The following is a 24,902-nucleotide window of genomic DNA, read 5'->3' on the forward strand; positions in this document are numbered from 1 at the left end:
TATGAAGACAGTCTAAGTCACTTAGGATAGTTTTGCAACTAAGTGTCTGCTTAGTATAATCTTCATACTAAGACCTCCCAAGATACCGGCAATGCAACAAGTGATCTGCACCGTCGACGTTGTCCTGCTGGCCCTGCAGGACGATGTGCTGAAAGTGGCGCTGCTTAACCGCAGCCACGAACCTTTCCAGGGCGTAGCCGCGCTGCCGGGAGGCTACATCCATCCCCGCGAAGATGGCGATGCGCAGGATGCCGCTTTGCGGGTCCTGAGAGAGAAAACAGGAATAACGCCGCCCTACCTGGAGCAGCTGGCCACCTTTTCAGGCCCAGCGCGCGACCCGCGCGGCTGGTCGGTATCGATTGTTTATTATGCATTGGTTCCGCCCGGGCTCATTGGCGATGGCGCGCATCCGGACATCCGGCTCGCCAGTGTCGACAAGCCCTTGAAGCTGCCGTTCGATCACCTGGAAATTATCCGTGCGGCAGTCGCCCGTTTGCGCAGCAAGAGCCAGTATTCGTCCCTGCCCTGCTACCTGGCAGGCGACACATTCACGCTGCCGCAGCTGCAGCGCGTGTATGAATCGCTGATGGGCGAATCGATCAACAAGGTCAGCTTCCGGCGCAAGATCGGCGAAATGGACATGCTGGAACCGGTCGAAGGTGCTTACTCGAGCGGCGCCGCGCACCGGCCGGCCCAGCTCTATCGCCTGAAGCCTGGCCGGTACGAGCAGCTTGCCCTGCTGGAAAGAGGGATGTGAATGCGGCCAATCCGGTCAAGCGCACAGGACTGTGCGCTTGACCAGGGCGGGAATCAGTTCACCGTGATCTTGCCGGTCCCTGCATTACCCAATACTGATGCCTTCACGGCCGATGCATTCATCGGCGTCACCGAGTACGGCACGCTCCAGCCGACCTGGTTGCTGAAGCTGCATTTGCCGGCTACGTCGAGCGCGGCGCCATTCAGCAGCGAGCCCGCATCGGTAATCGCGCCGGTCTTGCTGGACGAACCTGGGTTGGTCACGACATTCGGGCAGCTCGAAGCGCCAGCGATATCGAAGGCGTTGTGCTGCGAGATGATCTTGGCCTTGTAGGCGACGCCAATGCTGTAGTGGTTCGGGTAGACGGCGTGCGAACGCGAGCCTTCGAAGTAGTTGTTATACAAGTGCACCTTGCCGAACCGTACGCGAGGACCTCGTTCCGCCACGTTCAGGAAGTGGTTGTTGTGGAAGGTGACAGTCAGGTGGCCATCGTCCGTAGTGCGGCTGTCGGAAGAGCCAATCAGGTTGTTCTTCTGGTGCAGTTCGAAGCGGTTGTTCGATACGGTCACGTAGTCCGAGCCATTCTTCACATCCAGCGCACCGTCGTGGCACTGCTTGACCTTGCCGTTTTCGACCGGCAGCTTGTCGTCCGTTATCGAGCCGTCGGTAAAGACGTTGTGGTCGACCCAGACGTTGCGGGAGCCGGAGACGGTGATGCCGTCATACTCCGAATTCCAGTTGCCGCTGCTGCCATCGTTCGGATCCCAGACAGGGTAGAGCGAGCATGGATTCTGGATCGTCAGGTTGCGGATGATGACGTTCTGCACGCCACTCAGCACGATGTTGCCATTGACCAGGCGTGCATCGCTGCCTACGCCGATCAGGGTGGTGTTGCTGCCAGGTTTGATTTGCAGGCGCAAGCCTTCATCGGTAGCGCTCTTGAACGGGCCGCCGTTGTCCGCGGCAGCCATATTGATGGTGCCCTGCAGCTTGATGATCTTCGGATTATCGCCTTGCGCCTTGAGCGCGGCGACCAGTTGCGAACCGGTGTTGACCAGGTAGATAGCCGAGGAAGGCGCTGCGGCGCCGCCCGTCGTGCCGCTGCCTTGTCCTGCCCAGCCGGTGGAAGGCGCGGCCTCCTTGGTGGCGTTGGCGGATGGCGCCGGGGTTGGGGTTGGAGTTGGGGTCGGCGTTGGCGTCGGCGTCGGGTCAGTGCCGGCCAGCGCTCCGATGGCGCACTTCTTGGTCACGCCGGGGTAAGGATCGCTGCCAAACGTGCCGGTGTCGCACTTGATGTCGCCCACGAGGGTCTTGATGACCCACTTGTCTTTGATGCCGTAAGAAACCGAGCGGCGGCTGCTGCCAACTCTACAGGTGCCGCCCTGGTCGGAGCACTTGGAATAGCCACTTGGCCAATCGGCCGCAAGTGAGCTGGCGGAATAGATCAACATCAGGGCGCCGCAAATGAAGCTTTTCTTCATAGCCTAGATATCTCCAGAAATTGTTAAAGAGGAAGTGACATGTCAGAAACTTAGTTCAAACAACCCATGTCGTCAGACATCCTATAACAATACCTGAAATTGCGCAAAAAGATTTCCAAAAAGTAATTCGTGCGGCGGAAACGCCGCAGTATCGGGTGGAACGGGGCCGTAGTTGTATGACAACTGCTTAAGAAAGGTCAAGCGTGCGCGCAGGCACGCTTGACTTTTGGGAAGGGATTAACGCGGCAGGACCGAACTGCCCATCAGGTACTCGTCGACAGCGCGGGCGCACTGGCGGCCTTCACGGATCGCCCACACCACCAGCGACTGGCCGCGGCGCATGTCGCCTGCTGCGAATACGCCTGGCTTGCTGGTCTTGTAGCTGTTGTCGCCTTCGGTCTGGGCGCGCGCATTGCCGCGTGCATCCTTGTCGATGCCGAAGGCATCCAGCACCTGGGCCACCGGCGAAACGAAGCCCATGGCCAGCAGCACCAGGTCGGCCTTCATTTCGAATTCCGAGTTCGGCACTTCGGTCATCTTGCCGTCTTTCCATTCGACGCGGCAGGCGACCAGCTTTTCGACCTTGCCGTTCTTGCCTTCCAGGCGCTTGGTGGCGACAGCCCAGTCACGCTCGCAGCCCTCTTCATGCGAGGAAGAGGTGCGCAGCTTGGTCGGCCAGTAAGGCCATACCATCGGCTTGTTTTCCTGCTCCGGCGGCATTGGCATCAGTTCGAACTGGGTGACGCTGGCGGCACCATGGCGGTTCGAGGTGCCGACGCAGTCGGAACCGGTATCGCCGCCGCCGATCACGACCACGTGCTTGCCGGTGGCCTTGATCTGGTCCTTGACCTTGTCGCCGGCATTGACCTTGTTCTGCTGCGGCAGGAAGTCCATCGCGAAATGCACGCCTTTCAGCTCGCGGCCCGGCACCGGCAGGTCGCGCGGTGCTTCAGCGCCGCCGGCCATCACCACTGCATCAAAGTCTTTTTCCAGGTCTTCAGGGAAGATGGTTTCCTTGGAGCCGTTGGCGACACTCGCCGGGAAATCCTTGCCGATCAGGACCGAGGTGCGGAACTTCACGCCTTCCGCTTCCATCTGCTCGACGCGGCGGTCGATGTGGACCTTCTCCATCTTGAAGTCAGGAATGCCGTAGCGCAGCAGGCCGCCGATGCGGTCGGCCTTCTCGAACACGGTGACGTCGTGGCCGACGCGCGCCAACTGCTGCGCGGCGGCCAAGCCTGCAGGACCGGAGCCGACTACGGCAACTTTCTTGCCGGTTTTGACTTCGGCCGGCTGCGGCACGACCCAGCCGTGCTCCCAGCCTTCGTCGATGATCTTGTGTTCGATCGACTTGATCCCGACCGGCAGCTCGTGGATGCCCAGGGTACAGGCGCTTTCGCAAGGCGCGGGGCAGATGCGGCCCGTGAACTCGGGGAAGTTGTTGGTCGAATGCAGCGTATTCAGCGCTTCACGGTAGTGGCCGCGATAAACCAGGTCATTCCAGTCCGGGATGATGTTGTTGACCGGGCAGCCCGAATTACAGAAGGGGATGCCGCAGTCCATGCAGCGTGCGCCCTGCACCTTGGCCTGGTCGTGGCTCAGGTGGATGACGAACTCCTTGTAGTTCTTGAGGCGAGCCTCGGGTGCCAGGTAGCTTTCTTCCTGGCGCTGGAATTCCATGAAACCGGTGATCTTACCCATTTTTCTGATCCTCTCTTACGCAGCGATTGCTTGAGTTTCCGCTTCGATCGCGGCGTTGTCTGCCATTTCCACCAGGGCGCGTTTGTACTCGCTCGGGAACACTTTGACGAACTTGGCACGGCTCTCGTTCCAGTTGTCGAGCAACAGGCGCGCGCGCGTGCTGCCGGTGTGTTTGAAGTGGCGCTCAATCAAGCGTTTGAGGATGGTTTCATCGGCCTCCGGTTCGCCATTGCGATGCTGGCTGTGCCAGGTGGCCTTGTCGACCTGCTGGTCGGCGGCCGCCTTCACTTCTTCCAGGCTCACCATGGACATATTGCACTTGCTGTGGAATTCGCCGTCCGGGTCGTACACATAGGCAATACCGCCCGACATGCCCGCCGCGAAGTTGCGGCCGGTGGCGCCCAACACCACCACGGTACCGCCGGTCATGTATTCGCAACCGTGGTCGCCCAGGCCTTCCACGATCGCGGTGGCGCCGGAGTTACGCACGGCGAAGCGCTCGCCGGCCACGCCGTTGAAGAAGGCTTCGCCGGCAACGGCGCCGTACATGACGGTGTTGCCGACAATGATGTTATTCACAGCCCAGCCGCGGAACTCGGTGTTCGGGCGCACGATGATGCGGCCGCCCGACAGGCCTTTGCCGACGTAGTCGTTGCCTTCGCCCACCAGGTCGATGGTGATGCCGGCTGCCAGGAAGGCCGCAGCCGACTGGCCCGCGGTGCCTTGCAGCTGGATGTGGATGGTGTCGTCCGGCAGGCCGGCATGGCCGTACTTCAGGGCCACTTCGCCCGACAGCATGGTGCCGACAGTGCGGTTGACGTTCTTCACCGGCGAGATGAAGGAGACGCGCTCGCCTTTCTCCAGCGCCGGCCGGGCTTGCGCGATCAGTTTCAGGTCCAGCGCCTTGTCCAGGCCATGGTCCTGCTGTTCGCTGTGGAAGATGGTCATGCCGTCGTCCACTTTCGGCTGGAAGAACACATTGCTGAAGTCCAGGCCCTGTGCTTTCCAGTGGGTGATGGCTTTCGACTTGTCCAGCAGGTCGGCCCGGCCGATCAGTTCCTGGAAGGTGCGGATGCCCAGTTGCGCCATCAGCTGGCGCGCTTCTTCAGCGACGAAGAAGAAGTAGTTCACCACGTGTTCCGGCTTACCCTGGAACTTCTTGCGCAATTCCGGATCCTGCGTCGCAACGCCGACAGGGCAGGTATTCAGGTGGCACTTGCGCATCATGATGCAGCCTTCCACCACCAGCGGTGCGGTAGCGAAGCCTACCTCGTCGGCGCCCAGCAGGGCGGCGATCACCACGTCGCGGCCGGTACGCATCTGGCCGTCGGCCTGCACTCGCACACGGCTGCGCAGGCCGTTCAGCACCAGGGTTTGCTGGGTTTCGGACAGGCCCAGTTCCCAAGGCGTACCCGCATGCTTGACGGAGGACAGCGGCGAGGCGCCGGTGCCGCCGTCATGGCCGGCCACCACGATGTGGTCGGCCTTGGCTTTCGACACGCCGGCAGCGACGGTACCGATACCGACTTCCGACACCAGCTTGACCGAGATCGAAGCGCGCGGATTGGCGTTCTTCAAATCGTGGATCAGCTGCGCCAGGTCTTCAATCGAATAAATGTCGTGGTGCGGCGGCGGCGAGATCAGGCCCACGCCCGGTACCGAGAAGCGCAGCTGCGCGATGTATTCGGACACCTTGTGGCCCGGCAGTTGGCCGCCTTCGCCCGGCTTGGCGCCCTGCGCCATCTTGATCTGGATCTGGTCGGCGGAATTCAGGTACTCCGCGGTCACACCGAAGCGGCCGGATGCCACCTGCTTGATGCGCGAACGCAGCGAGTCGCCTTCCTGCAGCGGGATATCCGCTTCCACCTGCTCCTTGCCCAGTTCGGAAGCCAGGGTCGCGCCGACCTTGATCGGGATGCCTTTCAGCTCGTTGCTGTAACGGCGCGGGTCTTCGCCGCCTTCACCGGTGTTGGACTTGCCGCCGATGCGGTTCATGGCGATGGCCAGGGTGGCGTGCGCCTCGGTCGAGATCGAACCCAGCGACATGGCGCCGGTAGCGAAGCGCTTGACGATTTCCTTGGCCGGTTCCACTTCGTCCAGCGGGATCGCCTTGGCCGGGTCGATCTTGAACTCGAACAGGCCGCGCAGCGTCAGGTGGCGCCTGGTCTGGTCGTTGATCAGCTGGGCGTACTCTTTATAGGTCGAGTAATTGTTGGAACGGGTCGAGTGCTGCAGCTTGGCGATAGCATCCGGCGTCCACAGGTGGTCTTCGCCGCGCACGCGGTAGGCGTATTCGCCGCCCGCGTCCAGCGCGTCGGCCAGCACCGGGTCGTTGCCGAAGGCCAGCTTGTGCAGGCGCAAGCCTTCTTCGGCCACCTCGAACAGGCCGATGCCTTCCACGTTCGACTGGGTGCCGCGGAAGTATTTGTCGACCAGCTGGCGGTTCAGGCCAACGGCTTCGAAGATCTGCGCTCCGCAGTAGGACATGTAGGTGGAGATGCCCATCTTCGACATCACCTTCATCAAGCCTTTGCCAACGGCCTTGGTGTAGTTGTAGATGGCGTTTTCCGGAGTCAGGTCGCCTGGCAGAGAGTGCGCCAGTTCGGCCAGCGACTCCATCGCCAGGTAAGGGTGGACGGCTTCGGCGCCGTAGCCCGCCAGCAGGGCGAAATGGTGGGTTTCGCGGGCGGAGCCGGTTTCCACCACCAGGCCGGTGGAGGCGCGCAGGCCTTTGCTCACCAGGTGCAGGTGGATGGTGGACGTTGCCAGCAGGGCCGGGATCGCCACGCGGTCCGGGCCGACGGTGCGGTCGGAGATGATCAGGATGTTGTGGCCGGATTTCACCGCGTCGACTGCTTCCGCGCACAGCGATGCCAGCGACGCTTCCACGCCTTCCTTGCCCCAGGCCAGCGGGTAGCAGATGCTCAGCTCATAGGACTTGAACTTGCCGCCGGTGTGCTGGCTGATGGTGCGCAGGCGCGCGATGTCGTCGAAGCCCAGCACCGGCTGCGCCACTTCCAGGCGCATCGGCGGATTGACGTTGTTGGTATCGAGCAGGTTCGGTTTCGGGCCGATGAAGGACACCAGCGACATCACCATCGCTTCGCGGATCGGGTCGATCGGCGGGTTGGTCACCTGGGCGAACAGCTGCTTGAAGTAGTTGTACAACGGCTTCAGTTTGTTGGAAGTGACGGCCAGCGGCGAATCGTTGCCCATCGAGCCGACAGCTTCTTCGCCATTGATCGCCATTGGCGCCAGGATGAAGCGCATGTCTTCCTGGGTATAGCCGAACACCTGCTGGCGGTCCAGCAGCGATGCCGATGGCTTCTCGCCGGCGGCCGGGCCGTACTTGGCCACGTTGGCTGCGGTCTGGCTTTCGCTCATTTTCAGCTCGCCCAGCTTGATGCGCACCGCGTTGATCCATGCCTTGTATGGCTTGGCGTTGGCGTAGGTGTCTTTCAGCTCCTTGTCGTCGATGATGCGGCCGGCTTCCAGGTCGATCAGGAACATCTTGCCTGGTTGCAGGCGCCATTTCTGGATGATCTTCGACTCAGGAATCGGCAGCACGCCCGATTCGGACGCCATCACCACCAGGTCGTCGTCGGTCACGATATAACGCGCAGGCCGCAATCCGTTCCTGTCCAGGGTGCCGCCGATATAGCGGCCGTCGGTGAAGGCCATGGCGGCAGGGCCGTCCCATGGTTCCATCATCGACGCGTAGTATTCGTAGAAGGCCTTGCGGTTGTCGTCCATCAGCGTGTGGTTTTCCCACGCTTCCGGAATCATCATCATCATTGCTTGTGCCAGCGGGTAGCCCGCCATCAGCAGCAATTCCAGCGCGTTGTCGAAGCAGGCGGTGTCGGACTGGCCTTCGTAAATCAGCGGGAACAGCTTCTGCAGGTCTTCACCCAGCACCGCCGATTTCATCACGCCTTCGCGAGCGCGCATCCAGTTGAAGTTGCCCTTGACGGTGTTGATCTCGCCGTTGTGCGCGATCAGGCGGTATGGGTGGGCCAGCGGCCACTCAGGGAAGGTGTTGGTCGAGAAGCGCTGGTGCACCAGCGCCAGCGCCGAGATGCAGCGCGGATCCTGCAGGTCCTTGTAGTACACGCCGACCTGGTCAGCCAGCAGCAGGCCTTTGTACACGACGGTACGGGCCGACAACGACGGCACGAAGAATTCCTTGCCGTGGATCAGCTTCAGCGCCTGGATCGCGTGGCCGGACGATTTGCGGATCACGTACAGCTTGCGTTCCAGCGCATCGGTCACCATCACGTCCTGGCCGCGGCCGATGAAGATCTGGCGGATGACCGGCTCTTTTTCGCGCACGCGCGGCGACATCGGCATTTCCGAGTCGATCGGCACATTGCGCCAGCCCAGCACAACCTGGCCTTCGATGCGCACGGCGCGTTCGATTTCCTGTTCGCAGGCGATGCGGGAGGCATTTTCCTTCGGCAGGAACACCATGCCGACGCCGTATTCGCCAGGCGGCGGCAGTTCCACGCCTTGCTTGGCCATTTCATCGCGGTAGAACTGGTCGGGAATCTGGATCAGGATGCCGGCGCCGTCGCCCATCAGTTTGTCCGCGCCGACCGCGCCCCTGTGGTCCAGGTTCTTCAGGATCAGCAGACCCTGTTCGACGATCGAGTGGCTCTTGTTGCCTTTGATGTGGGCGACGAAACCGACGCCACAGGCGTCATGTTCGTTGGCTGGGTTGTACAAACCTTGCGCTTCCATGCATTTCTCCGCTGAATTTTTACTCACGAAAATCCAGAGTAGTGCAATGCACAAAATCGCGCAACAAAAACAATTAGGGTCGGAGTCAGATTAATTCAGCATCAGTCTCTGGGAATTTTAATCAGGGACAGAGTCCGCGCTTTTCTGCGGGCGTCCGCGTTTTGCCGGCAATACCTGCCGTTTCATGCGCCGCTCCAGCTCTGCCTTCCATTTGTCGCTGCCCAATGGCCAGCCTTTCAGCGCTGCGCTCTCGATCGCCCGCGTTTCCGCGCCCGCCAGCCCCTGCGCCGCCAGTTCTATATAGGCCGCCTCGCGCTGGAATGGCGTGTTGCCCAGTGCCCAGTAGAGCGGATGGTCGTTGACCGCCCCGTCCTGGCGAATGCCGGCATGGTGCGGATAGCTCGACCACTGGTAATGTTCCGGCCCCTCGGCCAGACGCGCCCGCACCGCGGCGAATTCAATGTATTTAGAGCAGGAAACGAAGTAGCGCTCGGCTTCGAGCACCGAGGTTTTATAGCGCCCCTGCCATAATGTGCCGGCACGGGAGTACTTTTGGTTGAAATAAGGGACATAGTGGCGCCCGATCCACTGCATCATGCCGCCCAGGCCATCTTCATCGCTGGGCGAGGCTAACAGGTGCAGTTCACCTGGCAAAAGGGTGTAAGCGTGTACCGCCACCTTGTATTGGCGGGCGGCAGCGCGCATCCAGGCGATAAAACTGCTGAAATCTTCATCATCGAGGAACACTTCCTGGCCGTTCAGGCCACGCTGGATGATGTAATGAGGCTGGTTGGGAACGACGAGGCGAGGCAGGCGGGCCATAAAAGCAAAAAGGGCAGGATCGGGAAACCCCGATTCTACCCAGTTCGCGTGACTCTGTCCCTATTAGGAGAGATTGAAGCTGGCGGACAGGCTATAACCCTCGCCATAGGCCGAACGCAGGGGTAAATCCTGGCCCAGGCCGCTACGCGCTTTTTTGCGTAAACGATACACCAGCATGTCGACGCGGCGCCCGGCATCCGGATCATCGCCGCCGATGCCGGCCACGATCACCTGGCGCGGCACTGGACGGGTGTTAATGGTCAGCAGGTGCAGGAAATTGCACTCTTTCTCGGTCAGGGTGATGGCCTGGCCCTGCAGTTCCAGCTGGCGCGCCGACACTTTCAGGGTCCACTTGCTGGGAACCGGGATGGCTTCCTGCGGGCCGACACGGCGATCGAGCGCCTCGATATGGGCCGCCAGTTCCGGGAATTTGATCGGCTTGGTCAGATAATGGTCGGCGCCCAGGCGCAGGCCCATGATGCGGGAATCGAATGCCACACGGCCGGTCAGCACCAGCAGGCCGATTTGCGGGTAGAGCTGGCGCATGCGCGGGATGACGTTGAAACCATCCTCGTCCGGCAAGCCCAGGTCGAGCACGACAACGCCCACGGTGCCCTGGCTGAGGGCGGACCACATTTCCTGGGCATTATTGGTGGTGTGAACTACATGGCCAAGCTCAGCCAGGAAATCCGCCATCTCCTCGGCGTATTCCAGGTTGTCTTCCACAATCAGTATTTGCGTCATTGATGCGCCATTTTCCATTCAGTCGCAAGCCGGGGTTTAGGGCTTGCGTCGAAGAATTATCACGGTTGGTCCCGGGCTGCGCAAGGCTTAAGCAGCAATAGGGAGCCAAATCCGAAATTTCTTGCCGCTTTCAGGCAAATTTTCCACAGACAGTGTGCCGCCGTGGACCTCTATAACATTCCTGGCCATATACAGGCCGAGGCCGGAACCGGCATGCCCTGCGGCGGCCTTGCCTCGGTAACCCTTGTCGAAGAGTTTGCCTAGCTCATCATCCGGAACGTGCGCGCCGCGATCGATGACGAGGAGTTCAACCCCGCCTTCGCTGGCTTTCCTACCCTGCAATTCTATCGCAACGTTGTCATTTGTGTACTTGAGGGCGTTATCTAAAAGTATATCGAGACACAAACGCATGCCTTGCGGGTCGCAACGCATCCATTGCGGCAAGCCTTCCGCGCGCACGGTGATCTCGCTGCGGCGCTGGCGCGCGGCTTCGGCGGCGGTTTCCAGCAAGGCTTCCGGCGACACTTCGTCGGCCTGGCGCTTGCGGCCGATGCTGGCCATACGCTCCGGGCTCAGGTACTCGTTGATCAATTCAAGCAAGCGGTCGACCGAGGTTTGAATCTTGCGATAGCGCTTCTTGGTGTTTTCATCGGCATTGGCCGAGGTCATTTCCAGGCGCTGGATGGCGCCGTCGATGGTCGACAATGGCGTGCGGAATTCGTGCGACACCATCGACGCGAATTTCTTCTGCTGCTTTTCGCGCTCGACGCGGTCGCGGATATCGCGCACGGTACCGACCAGGCGCAGCACGCCGCTGTCGACATCGGGCACCAGGGTCGATTCGATTTCCACCGGGATCATCACGCCATCACGGCCGGCCATTTCAGCATCGCGCACGGTGTGGCGGCGCGTGGTGTCGCCGGAAGAATAGGCTTCGAGCCGCTGCGGCAACTCGCCCATCAAGTCGGCAGCCACCTGCTGCGCCCGTTCCGGCATGTAGCCGAACAGCTTTTCCGCGGCAGGGCTGACGTACAGCAGCTGGCCACTATCGCAGTCCAGCATCCAGTGTACGTCGCTGCTGTGGTCGAGAATCTGGCGATAGTGTTCAGCACTCAGCATGGGATCAATCCTGTAACGGTGCGAAGATCTGTTGCAAATCTTCCTGGGTCAAGGCCATCTTCTGCGATTCGCCTTCGGCCAGCACGGATTGCGCCAGGTCCGATTTCTTCTGTTGCAGCAGCTGGATCTTCTCTTCCAGCGTACCTTTGGCGATCAGCTTGTAGACAAACACCGGCTTGTCCTGGCCGATCCGCCAGGCGCGGTCGGTGGCCTGGTTTTCGGCAGCAGGATTCCACCATGGATCGTAATGGATCACGGTGTCGGCCGCAGTCAGGTTCAGGCCCACGCCGCCGGCCTTCAGCGAGATCAGGAAGATCGGCACCGCGCCTTGCTGGAAGGCCGCTACCTGGGCGCCGCGATCGCGGGTTTCGCCGGTCAGGATCGCGTACGGAATATCGCGCGCTTCCAGCTCTTCCTCGATCAGCTCCAGCATCGAAGTGAATTGCGAGAACACCAGGATCTTGCGCTTCTCTTCCAGCAGGTCTTCCACCATCTGCATCAGGTCGACCAGCTTGGCCGAGCCGGTAGTCGCGGCCTTCTTGGTGCTCTTCACCAGGCGCGGGTCGCAGCAGACCTGGCGCAGTTTGAGCAGCGCTTCCAGGATCACGATCTGCGAGCGCGCTACGCCCTTGCGGTCGATTTCCTCGCGCACTTTCTGGTCCATCGCAAGACGCACGGTTTCGTACAGGTCGCGCTGGGCGCCCGACAGCTCCACCTTGCGCACCATCTCGGTCTTCGGCGGCAGTTCTTTCGCCACGCCGTCCTTGGTACGGCGCACCAGGAACGGCTTGATGCGGCGATTCAGCAGCATGCGGCGCTGCGGGTCGTCCTGGCGCTCGATCGGGTGGCGGAAATTGCTGTTGAAGGTCTTCTCGTCGCCCAGCAGGCCAGGCAGCAGGAAGTGGAATTGCGACCACAGCTCGCCCAGGTGGTTTTCCAGCGGCGTGCCGGACAGGCACAGGCGGTGGCGTGCACGCAGCAGGCCGGCGCTCTGCGCCGCCTTGGAGCGGGTGTTCTTGATGTAGTGCGACTCGTCCAGGATCACCAGGTGGAAATCGTGCTCGCGCAGCTTTTCTTCATCGCGCGGCAGCAGGGCGTAGGTGGTCAGCACCAGGTCGGCTTTCGGGATCTCGTCGAACAGTTCGGCGCGATCCTTGCCCTGCAACAGCAGCACTTTCAGGCTTGGCGCGAAGCGGGCCGCTTCATCCTGCCAGTTGTTCATCAGGCTGGTAGGCGCAATCACCAGGGCTGGATGGTCGAGGCGGCCGGCTTCCTTCTCCACCAGGATGTGGGCGATGGTTTGCACGGTCTTGCCGAGGCCCATATCGTCAGCCAGGATGCCGCCGAAGTTGTACTCGCGCAGGAATTGCATCCAGCTCAAGCCGTCGGTCTGGTAGTCGCGCAGCGTGGCTCGCAGGCTGGCCGGGGTCGGCACGCGCTGCACCGAGGAGAACTGGTTGAGCTTGCGGCCCATTTCGCGCAGCGCTTCGCCGCCGGTCCACTGGAAGTCGACATTGCGCGCCAGTTCGTCGAGGCGCGCCGCGTCCAGCGAGGACATGCGCACCGAGTGGCGAATCTTTTCGCTGAAGTACAGTTCGCCGATCGTCGCCAGGATAGGGCGCAGGCGGTTCCAGGGCAGGGCCACGCGGGTGCCGTCCGGCAGCGCGGCCAGCATCTGGTCCGATTCGCCGTGCACGGCCAGCGCCTTCGGGCCGAAGTCGTTCGGGAAGTTGCGGATCATCTGCACCAGCACCGGCAACAGCGGCACGCGCTCGCCATTGACGGTGATGCCCAGCTCCAGGTCGAACCAGGCGTTGCCATTGTCAGACGCTTCTTCCTCGACCTCGGCATACCAGTCGTCGACCGTCACCATATCGTAGCGATACTTGGGCGACTTCTCGACGCGCCAGCCGGCAGCCAGCAACTCATCGATACCGAACTCGGCGAAGCGGATCCAGTCCGCCTGGTTGGCCAGCAGCAGGCCGCCACGCACGCTCGACAGCGGCAAAGCGGTAGGTTTCTTGAAACCAAGCTGGGTCAGGGTGTCCAGCGCAGCCGCTTCGGCAGCTTCGTTACGCTGGATGATCTCGGTGACTTCACCGCGCTGGCGCACCACCCGCTGCGAAGGGTCGAAGGAGACGCGTTCGCCATCATAGTCATACGACAGCACGGCATAGTCGTTCCAGCGCTGCAGGGTGCCATCGGCCAGTTGCGCCGAATCGAGCACCAGGATCGGACGCGGCTTGACGTCGGTGCGCACGCGCTGCGGCAAAGGCTGCGGCAGCGGCATCAGCTGCTGCAGGCCATGCGCCAGCAGCAGTTGCGACACACGCATCTTATCGTTCGGCATCAGCAGCGGCGCCTGCGCCACCAGGGCTTGCAGCTCAGCCAGCGGAATCGTGGTGCCGCCCTGGTTCAGCTGCAGCACGCCGGTCGAGAGGTTGTCGATATACCACGGCGGTTCGGTCGGCAGCATGTAGTCGATCTGGTCGGCGCCATGGTGTTTCGTGCCTTCCTGCACATCGACTTGCCAGCCCAGGCGCAAACCCTTGCCTTCTTCGCGCCAGGCCAGGCTGGCATTGCGCATGTCGCCCGCCTTCATTGGATAGACCAGGCCATTGCCGACGTCGGACCAGGAATTCGCCCACAGCAACTTGTCATGCTCGGACAGCATCTGCAGCAGGGCCGCGCCGATCTTGCCGCGCGGCTCAGTCGCGCTGCCAGTCTGGGAATTGGGGCCGCTGCGCATCGCCACAAAGAAGCGCACCAGGTCTTCATCGCCCGGCGCCAGGAAGGCCGGCGGGGCGGAGAGCAGGGAGAACACTTCGCTGACCGGAGTGGCCGCAGCCACGTCGCCGTTCGGCTTCAGGCGCGCCTTGTACAGGCAGAGCGCAACATGGCGCCCGCCGCTGGTCGGCGCCAGCACGTAAATCAGTTTGTAGTTGGTCTGTTTCGGGTCGATGTCGACCGGGGCCAGTTTGGGCTTGGGATGCGCGGCTGCATCCACCCTCTGCAACCACGTCGCCACAGCATAGGGAAGCTGGTTGGGCGGAGCGGCTGGTACCGGAGCAGATGCAGGGGCCGGTGCGACTGGAGTTTCGCGGGCTTCGTCGCGGGTAATATCCATTGGGCGCATTCTTTTAAATCAGCGGTTCAAAAACAGCAACATGCAATATTATCCGCCTTCCACAGTTTCGTGTTTGTGAAAATCCTAACTTAGTGCAACTACAAGTTAGACGGACAACATTAACTAATTAATAATAATCTATTCCGGCGCCCGTTGGCCATGCGGGCGTTGTATGATTTCGGCCTTCACCGTTTGGAAACACCGTCATGCTGCCTTCTATCGAACAACGCCTCGCCCTCGAACTGGCCGCCAAGCCGGCCCAGGTCGCCGCCGCCATCGCCCTGCTGGACGAAGGCGCCACCGTCCCGTTTATCGCCCGCTACCGTAAGGAAGCGACCGGTGGCCTGGACGACATCCAGCTGCGTTTGCTGGAAGAGCGCCTGCGCTACCTGCGCGAGCTGGAAGACCGCCGCGAAGCGATCGTCAATTCGATTACCGAACAAGGCAAGATGACGCCGGAGCTGCTAGATGCGGTCATGCACGCAGAGGACAAGACCCGTCTCGAGGACCTTTACCTGCCATACAAGCAAAAACGCCGCACCAAGGCCCAGATCGCCATCGAAGCCGGCCTGGCCCCGCTGGCCGACACCCTGCTGGCCGACCCGAGCCTGAACCCTGACGAGCTGGCTGGCGGCTACCTGCGCGAAGCCTTCGAATCCGCCGACGGCAAGAATCCTGGCGTGGCCGACGCCAAAGCCGCCCTGGACGGCGCCCGCCAGATCCTGATGGAGCGCTTCGCGGAAGACGCCACCCTGCTGCAATCGCTGCGCGAATATGTGCAAGATCATGGCGTAGTTGAATCCAAAGTTGTTGACGGAAAGCAAGAGGAAGGCGAAAAGTTCGCCGATTACTTCGATTATTCCGAACCGCTGGCCGCCGTGCCGTCGCACCGCGCCCTGGCACTGTTGCGCGGACGCCGGGAAGGCATGCTGGACGTCACGCTGCGCCTCGACACGGAAGAGGAAAAACCGAAGTGGGACGCGCCGCATAACCCTTGCGAAAGCCGCATTTCGGCCCGTTTCGGCATCAAACAAGCCGGCCGCCCGGCCGACAAATGGCTGGCCGACACCGTGCGCTGGACCTGGCGCGTGAAATCCTTCATGCACCTGGAAACCGAACTGATGGGCGCACTGCGTGAAAAAGCCGAGCTGGACGCGATCAACGTCTTCGCGACCAATTTGAAAGCCCTGCTGCTGGCAGCGCCGGCCGGCCCGCGCGCCACCATGGGCCTGGACCCTGGCCTGCGCACCGGCGTGAAAGTTGCCGTGGTCGACGCCACCGGCAAGGTGGTGGATACCGCCACCATTTATCCACACCAGCCGCGCAACGACTGGCACGGCGCGCTGCACACCCTGTCGCAGCTGGCCGCCAAGCACAATGTGTCGCTGGTCTCGATCGGCAACGGCACCGCCTCGCGCGAAACCGACAAGCTGGCGCAGGACCTGATCAAGCAATGCCCGGAGCTGAAGCTGACCAAGATCGTGGTGTCGGAAGCCGGCGCATCGGTGTACTCTGCCTCCGAGTACGCCTCGCGCGAACTGCCGGAGCTGGACGTATCGCTGCGCGGCGCGGTATCGATCGCACGTCGCCTGCAAGACCCGCTGGCCGAGCTGGTGAAGATCGACCCGAAATCGATCGGCGTCGGCCAATACCAGCACGACGTATCGCAGACCCAGCTGGCGCGCTCGCTGGACGCGGTGGTGGAAGACTGCGTGAACGCCGTCGGCGTCGATGTCAATACCGCCTCCGCACCGCTGCTGGCGCGCGTCTCCGGGCTGTCGACCAGCGTAGCGCAGAGCATCGTCAGCTACCGCGACATGAAAGGCGCCTTCGCCTCCCGTACCGCGCTGAAGAACGTGCCGCGCCTGGGCGACAAGACCTTCGAACAGGCAGCAGGCTTCCTGCGCGTGATGGGCGGCGAGAACCCGCTGGACGCATCGGCGGTGCACCCCGAGTCCTACCCGGTGGTCGAGAAGATCCTGGCCGACATCCAGAAAGACGTACGCGGCGTGATCGGCGAAAGCAAGCTGCTGAAAGCCCTGTCGCCCGCCAAGTACGCCGACGACAAGTTCGGCGTGCCGACCGTGACCGACATCATCAGGGAACTGGAAAAGCCGGGCCGCGACCCGCGCCCTGAATTCACCACCGCCACCTTCAAGGAAGGCGTGGAAGAGATCAGCGACCTGCGCGTGGACATGATCCTGGAAGGCGTGGTGACCAACGTCGCCGCCTTCGGCGCCTTCGTCGACATCGGCGTGCACCAGGACGGCCTGGTTCACATCTCGGCCCTGTCGAACACCTTCGTCAAAGACCCGCACACGGTGGTGAAAGCCGGCCAGGTGGTGAAGGTCAAAGTGCTGGAAGTGGACGCCAAGCGCAAGCGTATCGCCCTCACCATGCGCCTGTCGGACAGCGCCCCGGCTGCCGGCTCGCGCCCGGAACAGCGCGGCGACCGCAACGACCGCCGCGCCATGGGCCAGCAGCAGAAGCAGCAATCGCGCGAGCCGGTCCAGCAAGGCTCGATGGCCGCCGCCTTCGCCAAGCTGCGCAGCTAAGAATTTCGCCGCTAAGAAGTCGGTGCCAAGAAGTCGGTGCCAGGTCTGTCAATCGGACAGCTAGCGCCATCATTTGATCTTTCTCAATACGCGATTTAGCCCCTTTTTACGTATTGAGATGGATCAATGGGTAGCGGTATCTGTCCAAATGACAGACCTGGCACTGAATTTGGCACCGAATTGAGACATGACCTGCGTCAACAGGCCAAGCGCGGTTTCGCGGTAAAATGACGGGATTCCAATCCTTAGCAGTGAGAATGCAATGAGCGACGTACAAACCTGGATCAAAGAAACCGTGAGCAACACCCCTGTCGTGCTGTTCATGAAGGGCACCGCCCAGTTCCCACAGTGCGGCTTCTCCGGCCGTGCCATCCAGATCCTGAAAGCTTGCGGCGTTGAGAACATCGCCACCGTCAACGTGCTGGACGATCCGGAAGTGCGCCAGGGCATCAAGGAATACTCGAACTGGCCAACCATCCCGCAACTGTATGTGCGCGGCGAATTCATCGGTGGCTCCGACATCATGTCCGAGATGTATGAATCCGGCGAACTGAAGGCCCTGCTGGACAACAATGGCTGATCGCCCGCAGCGGCTGGTCATTGCCATCACCGGCGCTACCGGCGCCGTGTACGGCGTGAGGCTGCTGCAGCACCTGCGCAATATTGAAGGCGTCGAGACGCATTTGGTCATCTCCGACGCCGCGGTCCTCACCCTCCACCAGGAAACTGGCTTGCAGCGCAAGGAAGTCGAAGCGCTGGCCCATGTCGTCCACAAGCAGAACAATATCGGCGCCTCCATCGCCAGCGGCTCGTTCCAGGCCGACGGCATGGTGATTGCCCCCTGCTCAATGAAAACCCTGGCCTCCGTCGCGCATGGCCTGTCGGACAACTTGATTGCCCGCGCCGCCGATGTGATGCTGAAGGAACGCCGCCGCCTGATACTGATGGTGCGCGAGACGCCCTTCAACCTCGCGCATTTGCGCAATATGACCGCCGTGACGGAAATGGGCGGCATTATCTTTCCGCCATTGCCAAGTTTTTACCACCAGCCGCAAAGCATCGATGATATGGTGGACCACACCGTGGCGCGCGTCATCGACTTATTCGGCCTATGTCACAATCTGGCCCCTCGCTGGAATGGCATGAATCCCTGAAAACATGCGCCTTTGCGAGCTGATGTATCAAGCTCGTTACAAACTGGTATGGTCGTTTGTGACATGGCAGGACGCCATGCCGGCAGTGCCGAAAACATCATCCTGGCACTTCGGGGAGGCGCGCCGGGAGCCGGCGCGCTAAGTGAAACTCGGACCTACTTTTGAAAGCTATTTGGGCTGTTTTGCGCAGGACAAATAGTGTCGTTCTGTTACTTTTGGTAGTTGACCCTTACCAGCATGCGAATAAATTCGCGCGCAATTTGCTTGTGGTGGTCGTCCAGCCGTTGCAAATCGGCGATCAATTTGACGTCAGCCGACTCGAAACGCGCCAGGCTGCTACCGTTCGTGTCGCCATTATGGTGCTCGATTTCGGCACCGCCAAAGCGCAGCCATTCAGCAGGAACGCCGAGCCACTGCGCAATCATGCGCAGCTTTTCCTGGGTCGGAATTGCCTCGCCAACCAGCCATTTTCGGGCCGCGTGGACCGTAATCGGCCTGCCCTCAAACCTGATGTTGAACTCTCTTGCCAGACGAGTTGGGCTGTCCGGGGAGTAGTGGGCATTTTTCAAAGCCTGCTGGAGACGCTGGCTAAAGCTTTCACGTTCGTTTGAAGAATTCATAGTTGCACTATTTCATGTCACAACATGAATGTCAGTCTCTAGAATTATCAGACCAATTGTGACAATTGTAGATAACAACAATTAACAATTGACGCTACAGACTGTCCGATTTCCCGCTCTGCTAGCCCAAATTTCTTTTGGCAGAAATGGCAAAAAACAGCAGAATCTACTTGTCAGGACGACAAGCAATCGGTTACAACTTTAGAAATAAAGTTGATTTTCGACCACAAACCTAGAGGCTGTCTTGGTTGCCGACCGGTCGGCTGGTATTAAAGACCGCCGGTAACTTTATGCGCCTTGATGAATTTGATGATGCCGTCATTCCCGGTATCCCGGCGCACGATACCATCACGCCACAGCTTGTGAAGATGGGCCAGCGCCTCGCCCAATGCGAAGCTGAGCTGGTGGGCATCGAGTGGTCGACGGAACATGATTGGTACTATCTCAGCGGCAGAACACGGCTGGCCGCTGCAGGCGGCGAGCACCTCGGCCAGGCGGGCTTCATGGTGATCGCGCAACTGCTTGATGCGGTTGTGCAGGCCACGGAACGGGCGGCCGTGCGATGGCAGGACCAGCACATCGTCCGGCAGGCTGGCAAATCGCTCGAGCGAGTCGAGGTATTGCTGCAACGGGTTGCCTTCCGGCTCGACGGCAAATACCGAAACGTTGGTGGAGATGCGCGGCAGGACCATGTCGCCGGAAATCAGCACATTGAGCTGTTCGCAATACAGCGCCGCGTGCTCCGGCGAGTGGCCAGAACCCGTGATCACGCGCCAGCTGCAGCCACCGGCCAAGATCGACTGGCCGTCCAGCAGCCGGACATAGGAAGCCGGTACCGAGGGCACGAGCGATGGGTAATAGCTCCTCCGCGAACGCATCTTTTCCAGCATGTCGGGGTCGGCCAGCCCGTGGCGCTCGAAGTGCGGCACGGCAGAAGGGCCGTCCACACCCGGCAGGGCCGCCGACATCATGCGCGCGAAGGCATATTCGCCGGTCGTCATCCAGAGCGAGACGCCGAAGCGCTGGCACAGCCAGTCCGCCAGCCCGACATGGTCAGGATGACAGTGAGTGGCCACTACACGCTGCAAGGACTGGCCCGCCAGCGGCCCGGCCAGCACGGCATTCCAGGCCTGCTTGCTGGCATCGAGCGCCACGCCGCAATCAACCGCGCTCCAGCCGCCTTCTTCGCGCAGCAGCCACAGGTTGATATGGTCGAGGGCGAACGGCAAAGGCAGCCGCATCCACGCCACGCCAGGCGCGACTTCGAGCACCGTGCCACTGTCCGGCAGGGTGTCGCCAAATGGGTAGTCAAGCTGGGATTCGAGCGGGTTCATGGCGTACAATAGATTGACGTTACGTAAACGGAAGATCCATTGTAAGCCATGCCGACCTACACCATCACCGAACTGGCCCGCGAGTTCGACATCACCCCGCGCGCCATCCGTTTCTATGAAGACCAGGGCCTCCTGGCGCCGTCGCGCGAAGGCGCCGGCGGCCGCAACCGCGTGTATACGCCGCGCGACCGCACCCGCCTCAAGCTGACCCTGCGCGGCAAGCGCATCGGCCTGTCGCTGAGCGAAATCAAGAGCCTGGTCGACATGTATGAGTCGCCAAAAGATACTGAAGCCCAGATGAACCGCTTCCTGGGCGTGCTGTCGCAGCACCGTGAGACGCTGGAACAACAGCGCGAAGACATCGATATGTCGCTGCAGGAGATCGCCACCCACGAGGAAGAGTGCAGGCGCCTGCTGGCTGCACTTGCCGAAAAGCAAACTACGGCCGGCTGAGTTGACGTTTACGTTAACGTAAGTCAGGCGTATCATTTGCGCTTCAATACCCAACACCAATAGAGGAAGACATGCTCCATCTGCCAGGCCTGACCTTTGACCACGGCGAAGACATCGCCGCCCTGCGCGAAGCGGTACAGCAGTTCGCCGCCGCCGAGATCGCCCCGCGCGCCGCTGAAATCGACCGCACCGACCAGTTCCCGATGGACCTGTGGCGCAAGATGGGTGAGCTGGGCCTGCTGGGCATTACCGTCTCCGAAGAATACGGCGGCGCCAATATGGGCTACCTGGCCCACATCATCGCGATGGAAGAGATTTCCCGCGCTTCCGCCTCGGTCGGCCTGTCGTACGGTGCGCACTCCAACCTGTGCGTCAACCAGATCAAGCGTAACGGCACCGAAGAACAGAAGAAGAAATACCTGCCGAAGCTGATCTCCGGCGAGCACGTGGGTGCGCTGGCCATGTCCGAGCCGAACGCCGGTTCCGACGTGGTGTCGATGAAGCTGCGCGCCGACTTCAAGGGCGACCGCTGGGTCCTGAACGGCACCAAGATGTGGATCACCAACGGCCCGGACGCCGACACCCTGGTGGTATACGCCAAGAATGACATCGAAGCCGGCCCGCGCGGCATGACCGCCTTCCTGATCGAGAAGGGCTTCAAGGGCTTCTCCATCGCCCAGAAGCTGGACAAGCTGGGCATGCGCGGCTCCCACACCGGCGAGCTGGTGTTTGAAGACTGCGAAGTGCCGGCCGAGAACGTGCTGGGCGGCCTGGGCAAGGGCGTCAACGTGCTGATGTCCGGCCTGGACTTCGAGCGCACCGTGCTCTCCGGCGGCCCGCTGGGCATCATGTCGGCCTGCATGGACGCCGTGGTCCCTTACATCCACGACCGCAAGCAGTTCGGCCAGCCGATCGGCGAATTCCAGCTGATGCAGGGCAAGCTGGCGGATATGTACTCCACCATGATGGCTTGCCGCGCTTACGTCTACGCCGTCGGCCAGGCCTGCGACCGCGCCACTTCGCCGGAGCAAGTGCGTGCACTGCGCAAGGACGCCGCCGGCGCCATCCTGTACTCGGCCGAGAAGGCAACCTGGATGGCTGGCGAAGCAATCCAGACCCTGGGCGGCAACGGCTACATCAACGAGTACAGCGTTGGCCGCCTGTGGCGCGACGCCAAGCTGTACGAAATCGGCGCCGGCACCAGCGAGATCCGCCGCATGCTGATCGGCCGCGAACTGTTCGCCGAAACCAAGTAAGCGAACATCGCCGCAAGGCCGCCATGATCCACGCCGCCTTCCCCAAGCTGCTGTCGTCGCAGATCGCGTTCGACATCGCGCGCACCATCCGCGAGGGGTTCGACAAGCACTACCGCCTGTTCCGCCAGGCGGCGCAGGCGGCCAAGCGGCATTTCGAGCAGGGCGACTGGGCGGTGGCCCAGGTCGCGGCGCGCGAACGGATCGACTTTTACGACAAGCGCGTGCAGGAATGCGTGCAGATGCTGGAGGACGAGTACGATCCGTCCGAGCTGACCGATGAAGTGTGGCGCGAACTCAAGCTGCACTACATCGGCATGCTGTCCGGCCACAAGCAGCCGGAGTTGGCGGAGACCTTTTTCAATTCCGTGTGCTGCAATATCCTGCACCGCTCCTACTTCCACAACGAGTTCATTTTCGTGCGCCCGGTGGTGTCGACCGAGTACATCGATACCGAAGAAGTTGCGCCCACCTACCGCGTGTATTACCCGGGCCAGGATGGCCTGACCTTCACGCTCAAGCGCATCGTCACCAACTTCCAGCTCAACACACCGTTCGCCAACCTGTCGCGCGACGTGGCGCTGGTGGAAGAACGGCTGTCCGACCTGTTCGGCGAACTGGAGCCGAATGCGCAGATCCAGGTCCTTTCCAGCCTGTTCTTCCGCAACAAGGGCGCCTACATCGTGGGGCGCGCCATCAACGGCAGCCGCGAGTTGCCTTTCGTGGTGCCGATCCTGCACAACAAGAACAGGCAACTGGTGCTGGACGCGGTGCTGACGGAGCAGCAGGACATCGTGCTGCTGTTCTCCTTCACGCGCGCCTACTTCCTGGTCGATATGGAAGTGCCCTCGGCCTACGTGCAGTTCCTGCGCAACCTGCTGCCGCTGAAGCCGCGCAGCGAGATCTACACCATCCTTGGCCTGCAGAAGCAAGGCAAGAATGCCTTCTACCGCGACTACCTGCAGCACCTGAAGCACTCGTCCGACCTGTTCGCGATTGCGCCCGGCATCCGCGGCCTGGTGATGCTGGTGTTCGCGCTGCCGTCCTTCCCCTACGTATTCAAGGTGATCAAGGATTTCTACCCGGCGCCGAAGGAAACCACGCGCGAGCAGATCAAAGGCAAATACCTGCTGGTGAAACACCACGACCGGGTGGGCCGCATGGCAGACACGCTGGAATACTCCAACGTCGCCTTCCCGCGCAACCGCTTCAGCGAAGAGCTGGTGATGGAGCTGAAACACTTCGCCCCTTCGCTGATCGAGGAAGAAGGCGACCAGCTGGTGATCAAGCACCTGTACATCGAACGCCGCATGGTGCCGCTGAACATGTTCCTGTCGCACGCCGATGAGGTGGGCGACGAAGCGGCGCTGGAGCACGGCATCGTCGAATACGGCAACGCCATCAAGGACCTGGTGGCCGCCAATATCTTCCCGGGCGACATGCTGTACAAGAATTTCGGCGTCACCCGTCATAAGCGTGTCGTTTTCTACGACTACGATGAAATTGAATACCTCACGGACTGCAACTTCCGTGTGATTCCGGCGCCGCGCAACGAGGAGGATGAAATGTCCGCCGAGCCGTGGTACCCCATCGGAAAGCACGACGTGTTCCCCGAGCAGTTCGACAAATTCTTGCTGGGGAACGCGAACATCCGAAAATACTTTATGAAGCACCACGCCGAACTGCTCTCGCCCCACTGGTGGGCCAGGAAAAAAGAGCTGATCGCCAGTGGCGTCATTGAGGACGTGTTCCCGTATCCCCAGCACGTCCGTTTCCGCAACCGAGATTCGCTGCCCGAGGCGGCGAAGCAAGCAACACCTTCCCTTTTGGAGACCTTTGAAAATGAATGACCCAATCGTAATCGTCGGCGCAGCCCGTACCCCAATGGGTGCCTTCCAGAGCGACTTCGCCAGCCTGAGCGCCAATGACCTGGGCGCGGTAGCCATCAAGGCCGCCGTCGAACGCGCAGGCATCAAGCCGGAAGCTGTCGAACACGTCTACTTCGGCAACTGCCTGATGGCGGGCCAGGGCCAGGCTCCTGCACGCCAGGCTTCGATCAAGGCCGGCCTGCCGGTATCCGCCGGCGCCGTGACCCTGTCCAAGATGTGCGGCTCCGCCATGCAGGCGGCGATCTTCGCCTACGACGCACTGGCGGCCGGCAGCGCGGAAGTGATCGTGGCCGGCGGCATGGAATCCATGACCAACGCCCCTTACCTGGTTCCCAAGGCACGCGGCGGCTACCGCATCGGCCACGGCATGATGTTCGACCACATGATGTACGACGGCCTGGAAGACGCCTACACGCGCGACGCCAAGACCGGCGCCGGCCGTTCCATGGGCACCTTCGCCGAACAGTGCTCCGCTGCCTACAAGTTCACCCGCGAAGCGCAGGACAACTTCGCCATCGAATCCGTCAAGCGCGCGCAGGCTGCGCAGGCATCCGGCGCCTTCAACTGGGAAATCACGCCGGTGACCGTATCCGGCCGCGCCGGCGACGTGGTGATCGACAAGGATGAAGGCCCGCTGAAAGCCAGGATCGAAAAGATCCCGGCGCTGAAGCCGGCCTTTGCCAAAGACGGCACCATCACCGCCGCATCGTCTTCCTCGATCAACGACGGCGCTGCCGCACTGGTCATGATGCGCGAATCCACCGCCAAGAAGCTGGGCGCCAACGTGATCGCCAAGGTCACCGGCCACGCCACCAACTCCCTTGTGCCGGAACAGTTCACCACCGCTCCAGTGGGCGCGATCCAGAAGCTGCTGGCCAAGACCGGCTGGAAAGTCAGCGACGTTGACCTGTTCGAGATCAATGAAGCCTTCGCCGCCGTGCCAATGGCAGCGATGCACGACCTGGACATCCCGCACAGCAAGGTCAACGTGCACGGCGGCGCCTGCGCCCTGGGCCACCCGATCGGCGCCACCGGCGCGCGCATCATCACCACCCTGATCGGCGCACTGAAAGCCAAGGGCGGCAAGAAGGGCGTGGCAGCGCTGTGCATCGGCGGCGGCGAGGCCACCGCCATGGGCATCGAGCTGGTGTAAGCA

At 61.5% G+C, this 24,902-nt stretch carries 17 protein-coding genes; 8 read left to right on the forward strand and 9 right to left on the reverse strand.

Annotation, left to right across the window (positions count from 1 at the left end; all coding sequences use genetic code 11):
* Positions 1–91 precede the first annotated feature (91 nt).
* Positions 92–757, forward strand: coding sequence for an NUDIX domain-containing protein (locus ASE26_RS13315; RefSeq protein WP_057246386.1), 666 nt, complete (start codon positions 92–94; stop codon positions 755–757).
* A 53-nt stretch (positions 758–810) separates the two neighbouring features.
* Here the strand turns inward: ASE26_RS13315 and ASE26_RS13320 are convergent, their stop codons facing one another.
* The 7 genes from ASE26_RS13320 to ASE26_RS13350 all read right to left on the reverse strand — a co-directional run bounded on the left by ASE26_RS13320 (position 811) and on the right by ASE26_RS13350 (position 14,488).
* Positions 811–2,238 carry a polysaccharide lyase family 1 protein gene (locus ASE26_RS13320; protein WP_057246387.1) on the reverse strand — a complete coding sequence of 476 codons (1,428 nt, stop codon included), beginning with the start codon at positions 2,236–2,238 and terminating at the stop codon, positions 811–813.
* A 237-nt stretch (positions 2,239–2,475) separates the two neighbouring features.
* Positions 2,476–3,939 (reverse strand): glutamate synthase subunit beta, encoded by a 1,464-nt coding sequence (locus tag ASE26_RS13325; protein ID WP_055939037.1) that lies wholly within the window; start codon positions 3,937–3,939, stop codon positions 2,476–2,478.
* A 15-nt stretch (positions 3,940–3,954) separates the two neighbouring features.
* Positions 3,955–8,676: a glutamate synthase-related protein gene (locus ASE26_RS13330; RefSeq protein WP_055939040.1), complete on the reverse strand. Its 4,722-nt coding sequence runs from the start codon at positions 8,674–8,676 to the stop codon at positions 3,955–3,957.
* Positions 8,677–8,793: 117 nt separating this feature from the next.
* Positions 8,794–9,498 carry a transposase gene (locus ASE26_RS13335; protein ID WP_055939043.1) on the reverse strand — a complete coding sequence of 235 codons (705 nt, stop codon included), beginning with the start codon at positions 9,496–9,498 and terminating at the stop codon, positions 8,794–8,796.
* Positions 9,499–9,561: 63 nt separating this feature from the next.
* On the reverse strand, positions 9,562–10,242 hold the full coding sequence (locus tag ASE26_RS13340) for a response regulator transcription factor (RefSeq protein ID WP_055939590.1): 681 nt from the start codon (positions 10,240–10,242) through the stop codon (positions 9,562–9,564).
* 87 nt (positions 10,243–10,329) lie between these two features.
* Positions 10,330–11,361 carry a PAS domain-containing sensor histidine kinase gene (locus tag ASE26_RS13345; RefSeq protein WP_055939046.1) on the reverse strand — a complete coding sequence of 344 codons (1,032 nt, stop codon included), beginning with the start codon at positions 11,359–11,361 and terminating at the stop codon, positions 10,330–10,332.
* A gap of 4 nt (positions 11,362–11,365) precedes the next feature.
* On the reverse strand, positions 11,366–14,488 hold the full coding sequence (locus ASE26_RS13350) for a DEAD/DEAH box helicase (RefSeq protein ID WP_055939049.1): 3,123 nt from the start codon (positions 14,486–14,488) through the stop codon (positions 11,366–11,368).
* Between the two features lie 206 nt (positions 14,489–14,694).
* On the opposite strand from ASE26_RS13350, the gene ASE26_RS13355 reads away from it, so the two are divergent.
* The 3 genes from ASE26_RS13355 (at position 14,695) to ASE26_RS13365 (ending at position 18,197) form a co-directional block, all read left to right on the forward strand.
* Positions 14,695–17,043: a Tex family protein gene (locus tag ASE26_RS13355; RefSeq protein ID WP_055939052.1), complete on the forward strand. Its 2,349-nt coding sequence runs from the start codon at positions 14,695–14,697 to the stop codon at positions 17,041–17,043.
* A gap of 262 nt (positions 17,044–17,305) precedes the next feature.
* Entirely contained in the window at positions 17,306–17,623 is a 318-nt protein-coding gene (gene grxD / locus ASE26_RS13360; RefSeq protein WP_028103513.1) for a Grx4 family monothiol glutaredoxin, read from the forward strand.
* Positions 17,616–18,197: a UbiX family flavin prenyltransferase gene (locus tag ASE26_RS13365; protein ID WP_055939055.1), complete on the forward strand. Its 582-nt coding sequence runs from the start codon at positions 17,616–17,618 to the stop codon at positions 18,195–18,197. The genes grxD and ASE26_RS13365 overlap by 8 nt, the downstream gene beginning before the upstream one ends.
* A 209-nt stretch (positions 18,198–18,406) precedes the next feature.
* Here ASE26_RS13365 and ASE26_RS13370 read toward each other — a convergent pair whose 3' ends face one another.
* Positions 18,407–18,817 (reverse strand): hypothetical protein, encoded by a 411-nt coding sequence (locus tag ASE26_RS13370; RefSeq protein WP_055939058.1) that lies wholly within the window; start codon positions 18,815–18,817, stop codon positions 18,407–18,409.
* A gap of 269 nt (positions 18,818–19,086) precedes the next feature.
* Complete coding sequence (locus ASE26_RS13375; protein WP_057246388.1) at positions 19,087–20,151, reverse strand: MBL fold metallo-hydrolase; 1,065 nt, start codon at positions 20,149–20,151, stop codon at positions 19,087–19,089.
* Positions 20,152–20,199: 48 nt separating this feature from the next.
* On the opposite strand from ASE26_RS13375, the gene ASE26_RS13380 reads away from it, so the two are divergent.
* From ASE26_RS13380 to ASE26_RS13395, 4 genes are all read left to right on the forward strand, one after another.
* Entirely contained in the window at positions 20,200–20,604 is a 405-nt protein-coding gene (locus ASE26_RS13380; RefSeq protein ID WP_055939064.1) for a MerR family DNA-binding transcriptional regulator, read from the forward strand.
* Between the two features lie 71 nt (positions 20,605–20,675).
* Positions 20,676–21,860 (forward strand): isovaleryl-CoA dehydrogenase, encoded by a 1,185-nt coding sequence (locus ASE26_RS13385; RefSeq protein ID WP_055939067.1) that lies wholly within the window; start codon positions 20,676–20,678, stop codon positions 21,858–21,860.
* A gap of 23 nt (positions 21,861–21,883) precedes the next feature.
* The gene (gene aceK / locus ASE26_RS13390) at positions 21,884–23,707 is read left to right on the forward strand and encodes a bifunctional isocitrate dehydrogenase kinase/phosphatase (RefSeq protein WP_057246389.1); all 1,824 of its coding nucleotides are present in this window, start codon (positions 21,884–21,886) and stop codon (positions 23,705–23,707) included.
* Positions 23,700–24,899: an acetyl-CoA C-acyltransferase gene (locus ASE26_RS13395; protein ID WP_055939072.1), complete on the forward strand. Its 1,200-nt coding sequence runs from the start codon at positions 23,700–23,702 to the stop codon at positions 24,897–24,899. The genes aceK and ASE26_RS13395 overlap by 8 nt, the downstream gene beginning before the upstream one ends.
* The last annotated feature ends 3 nt before the right edge of the window (positions 24,900–24,902 follow it).

Origin of the sequence: Duganella sp. Root198D2 (genome assembly GCF_001428585.1) — a bacterium.
Classification (GTDB): domain Bacteria; phylum Pseudomonadota; class Gammaproteobacteria; order Burkholderiales; family Burkholderiaceae_D; genus Rugamonas.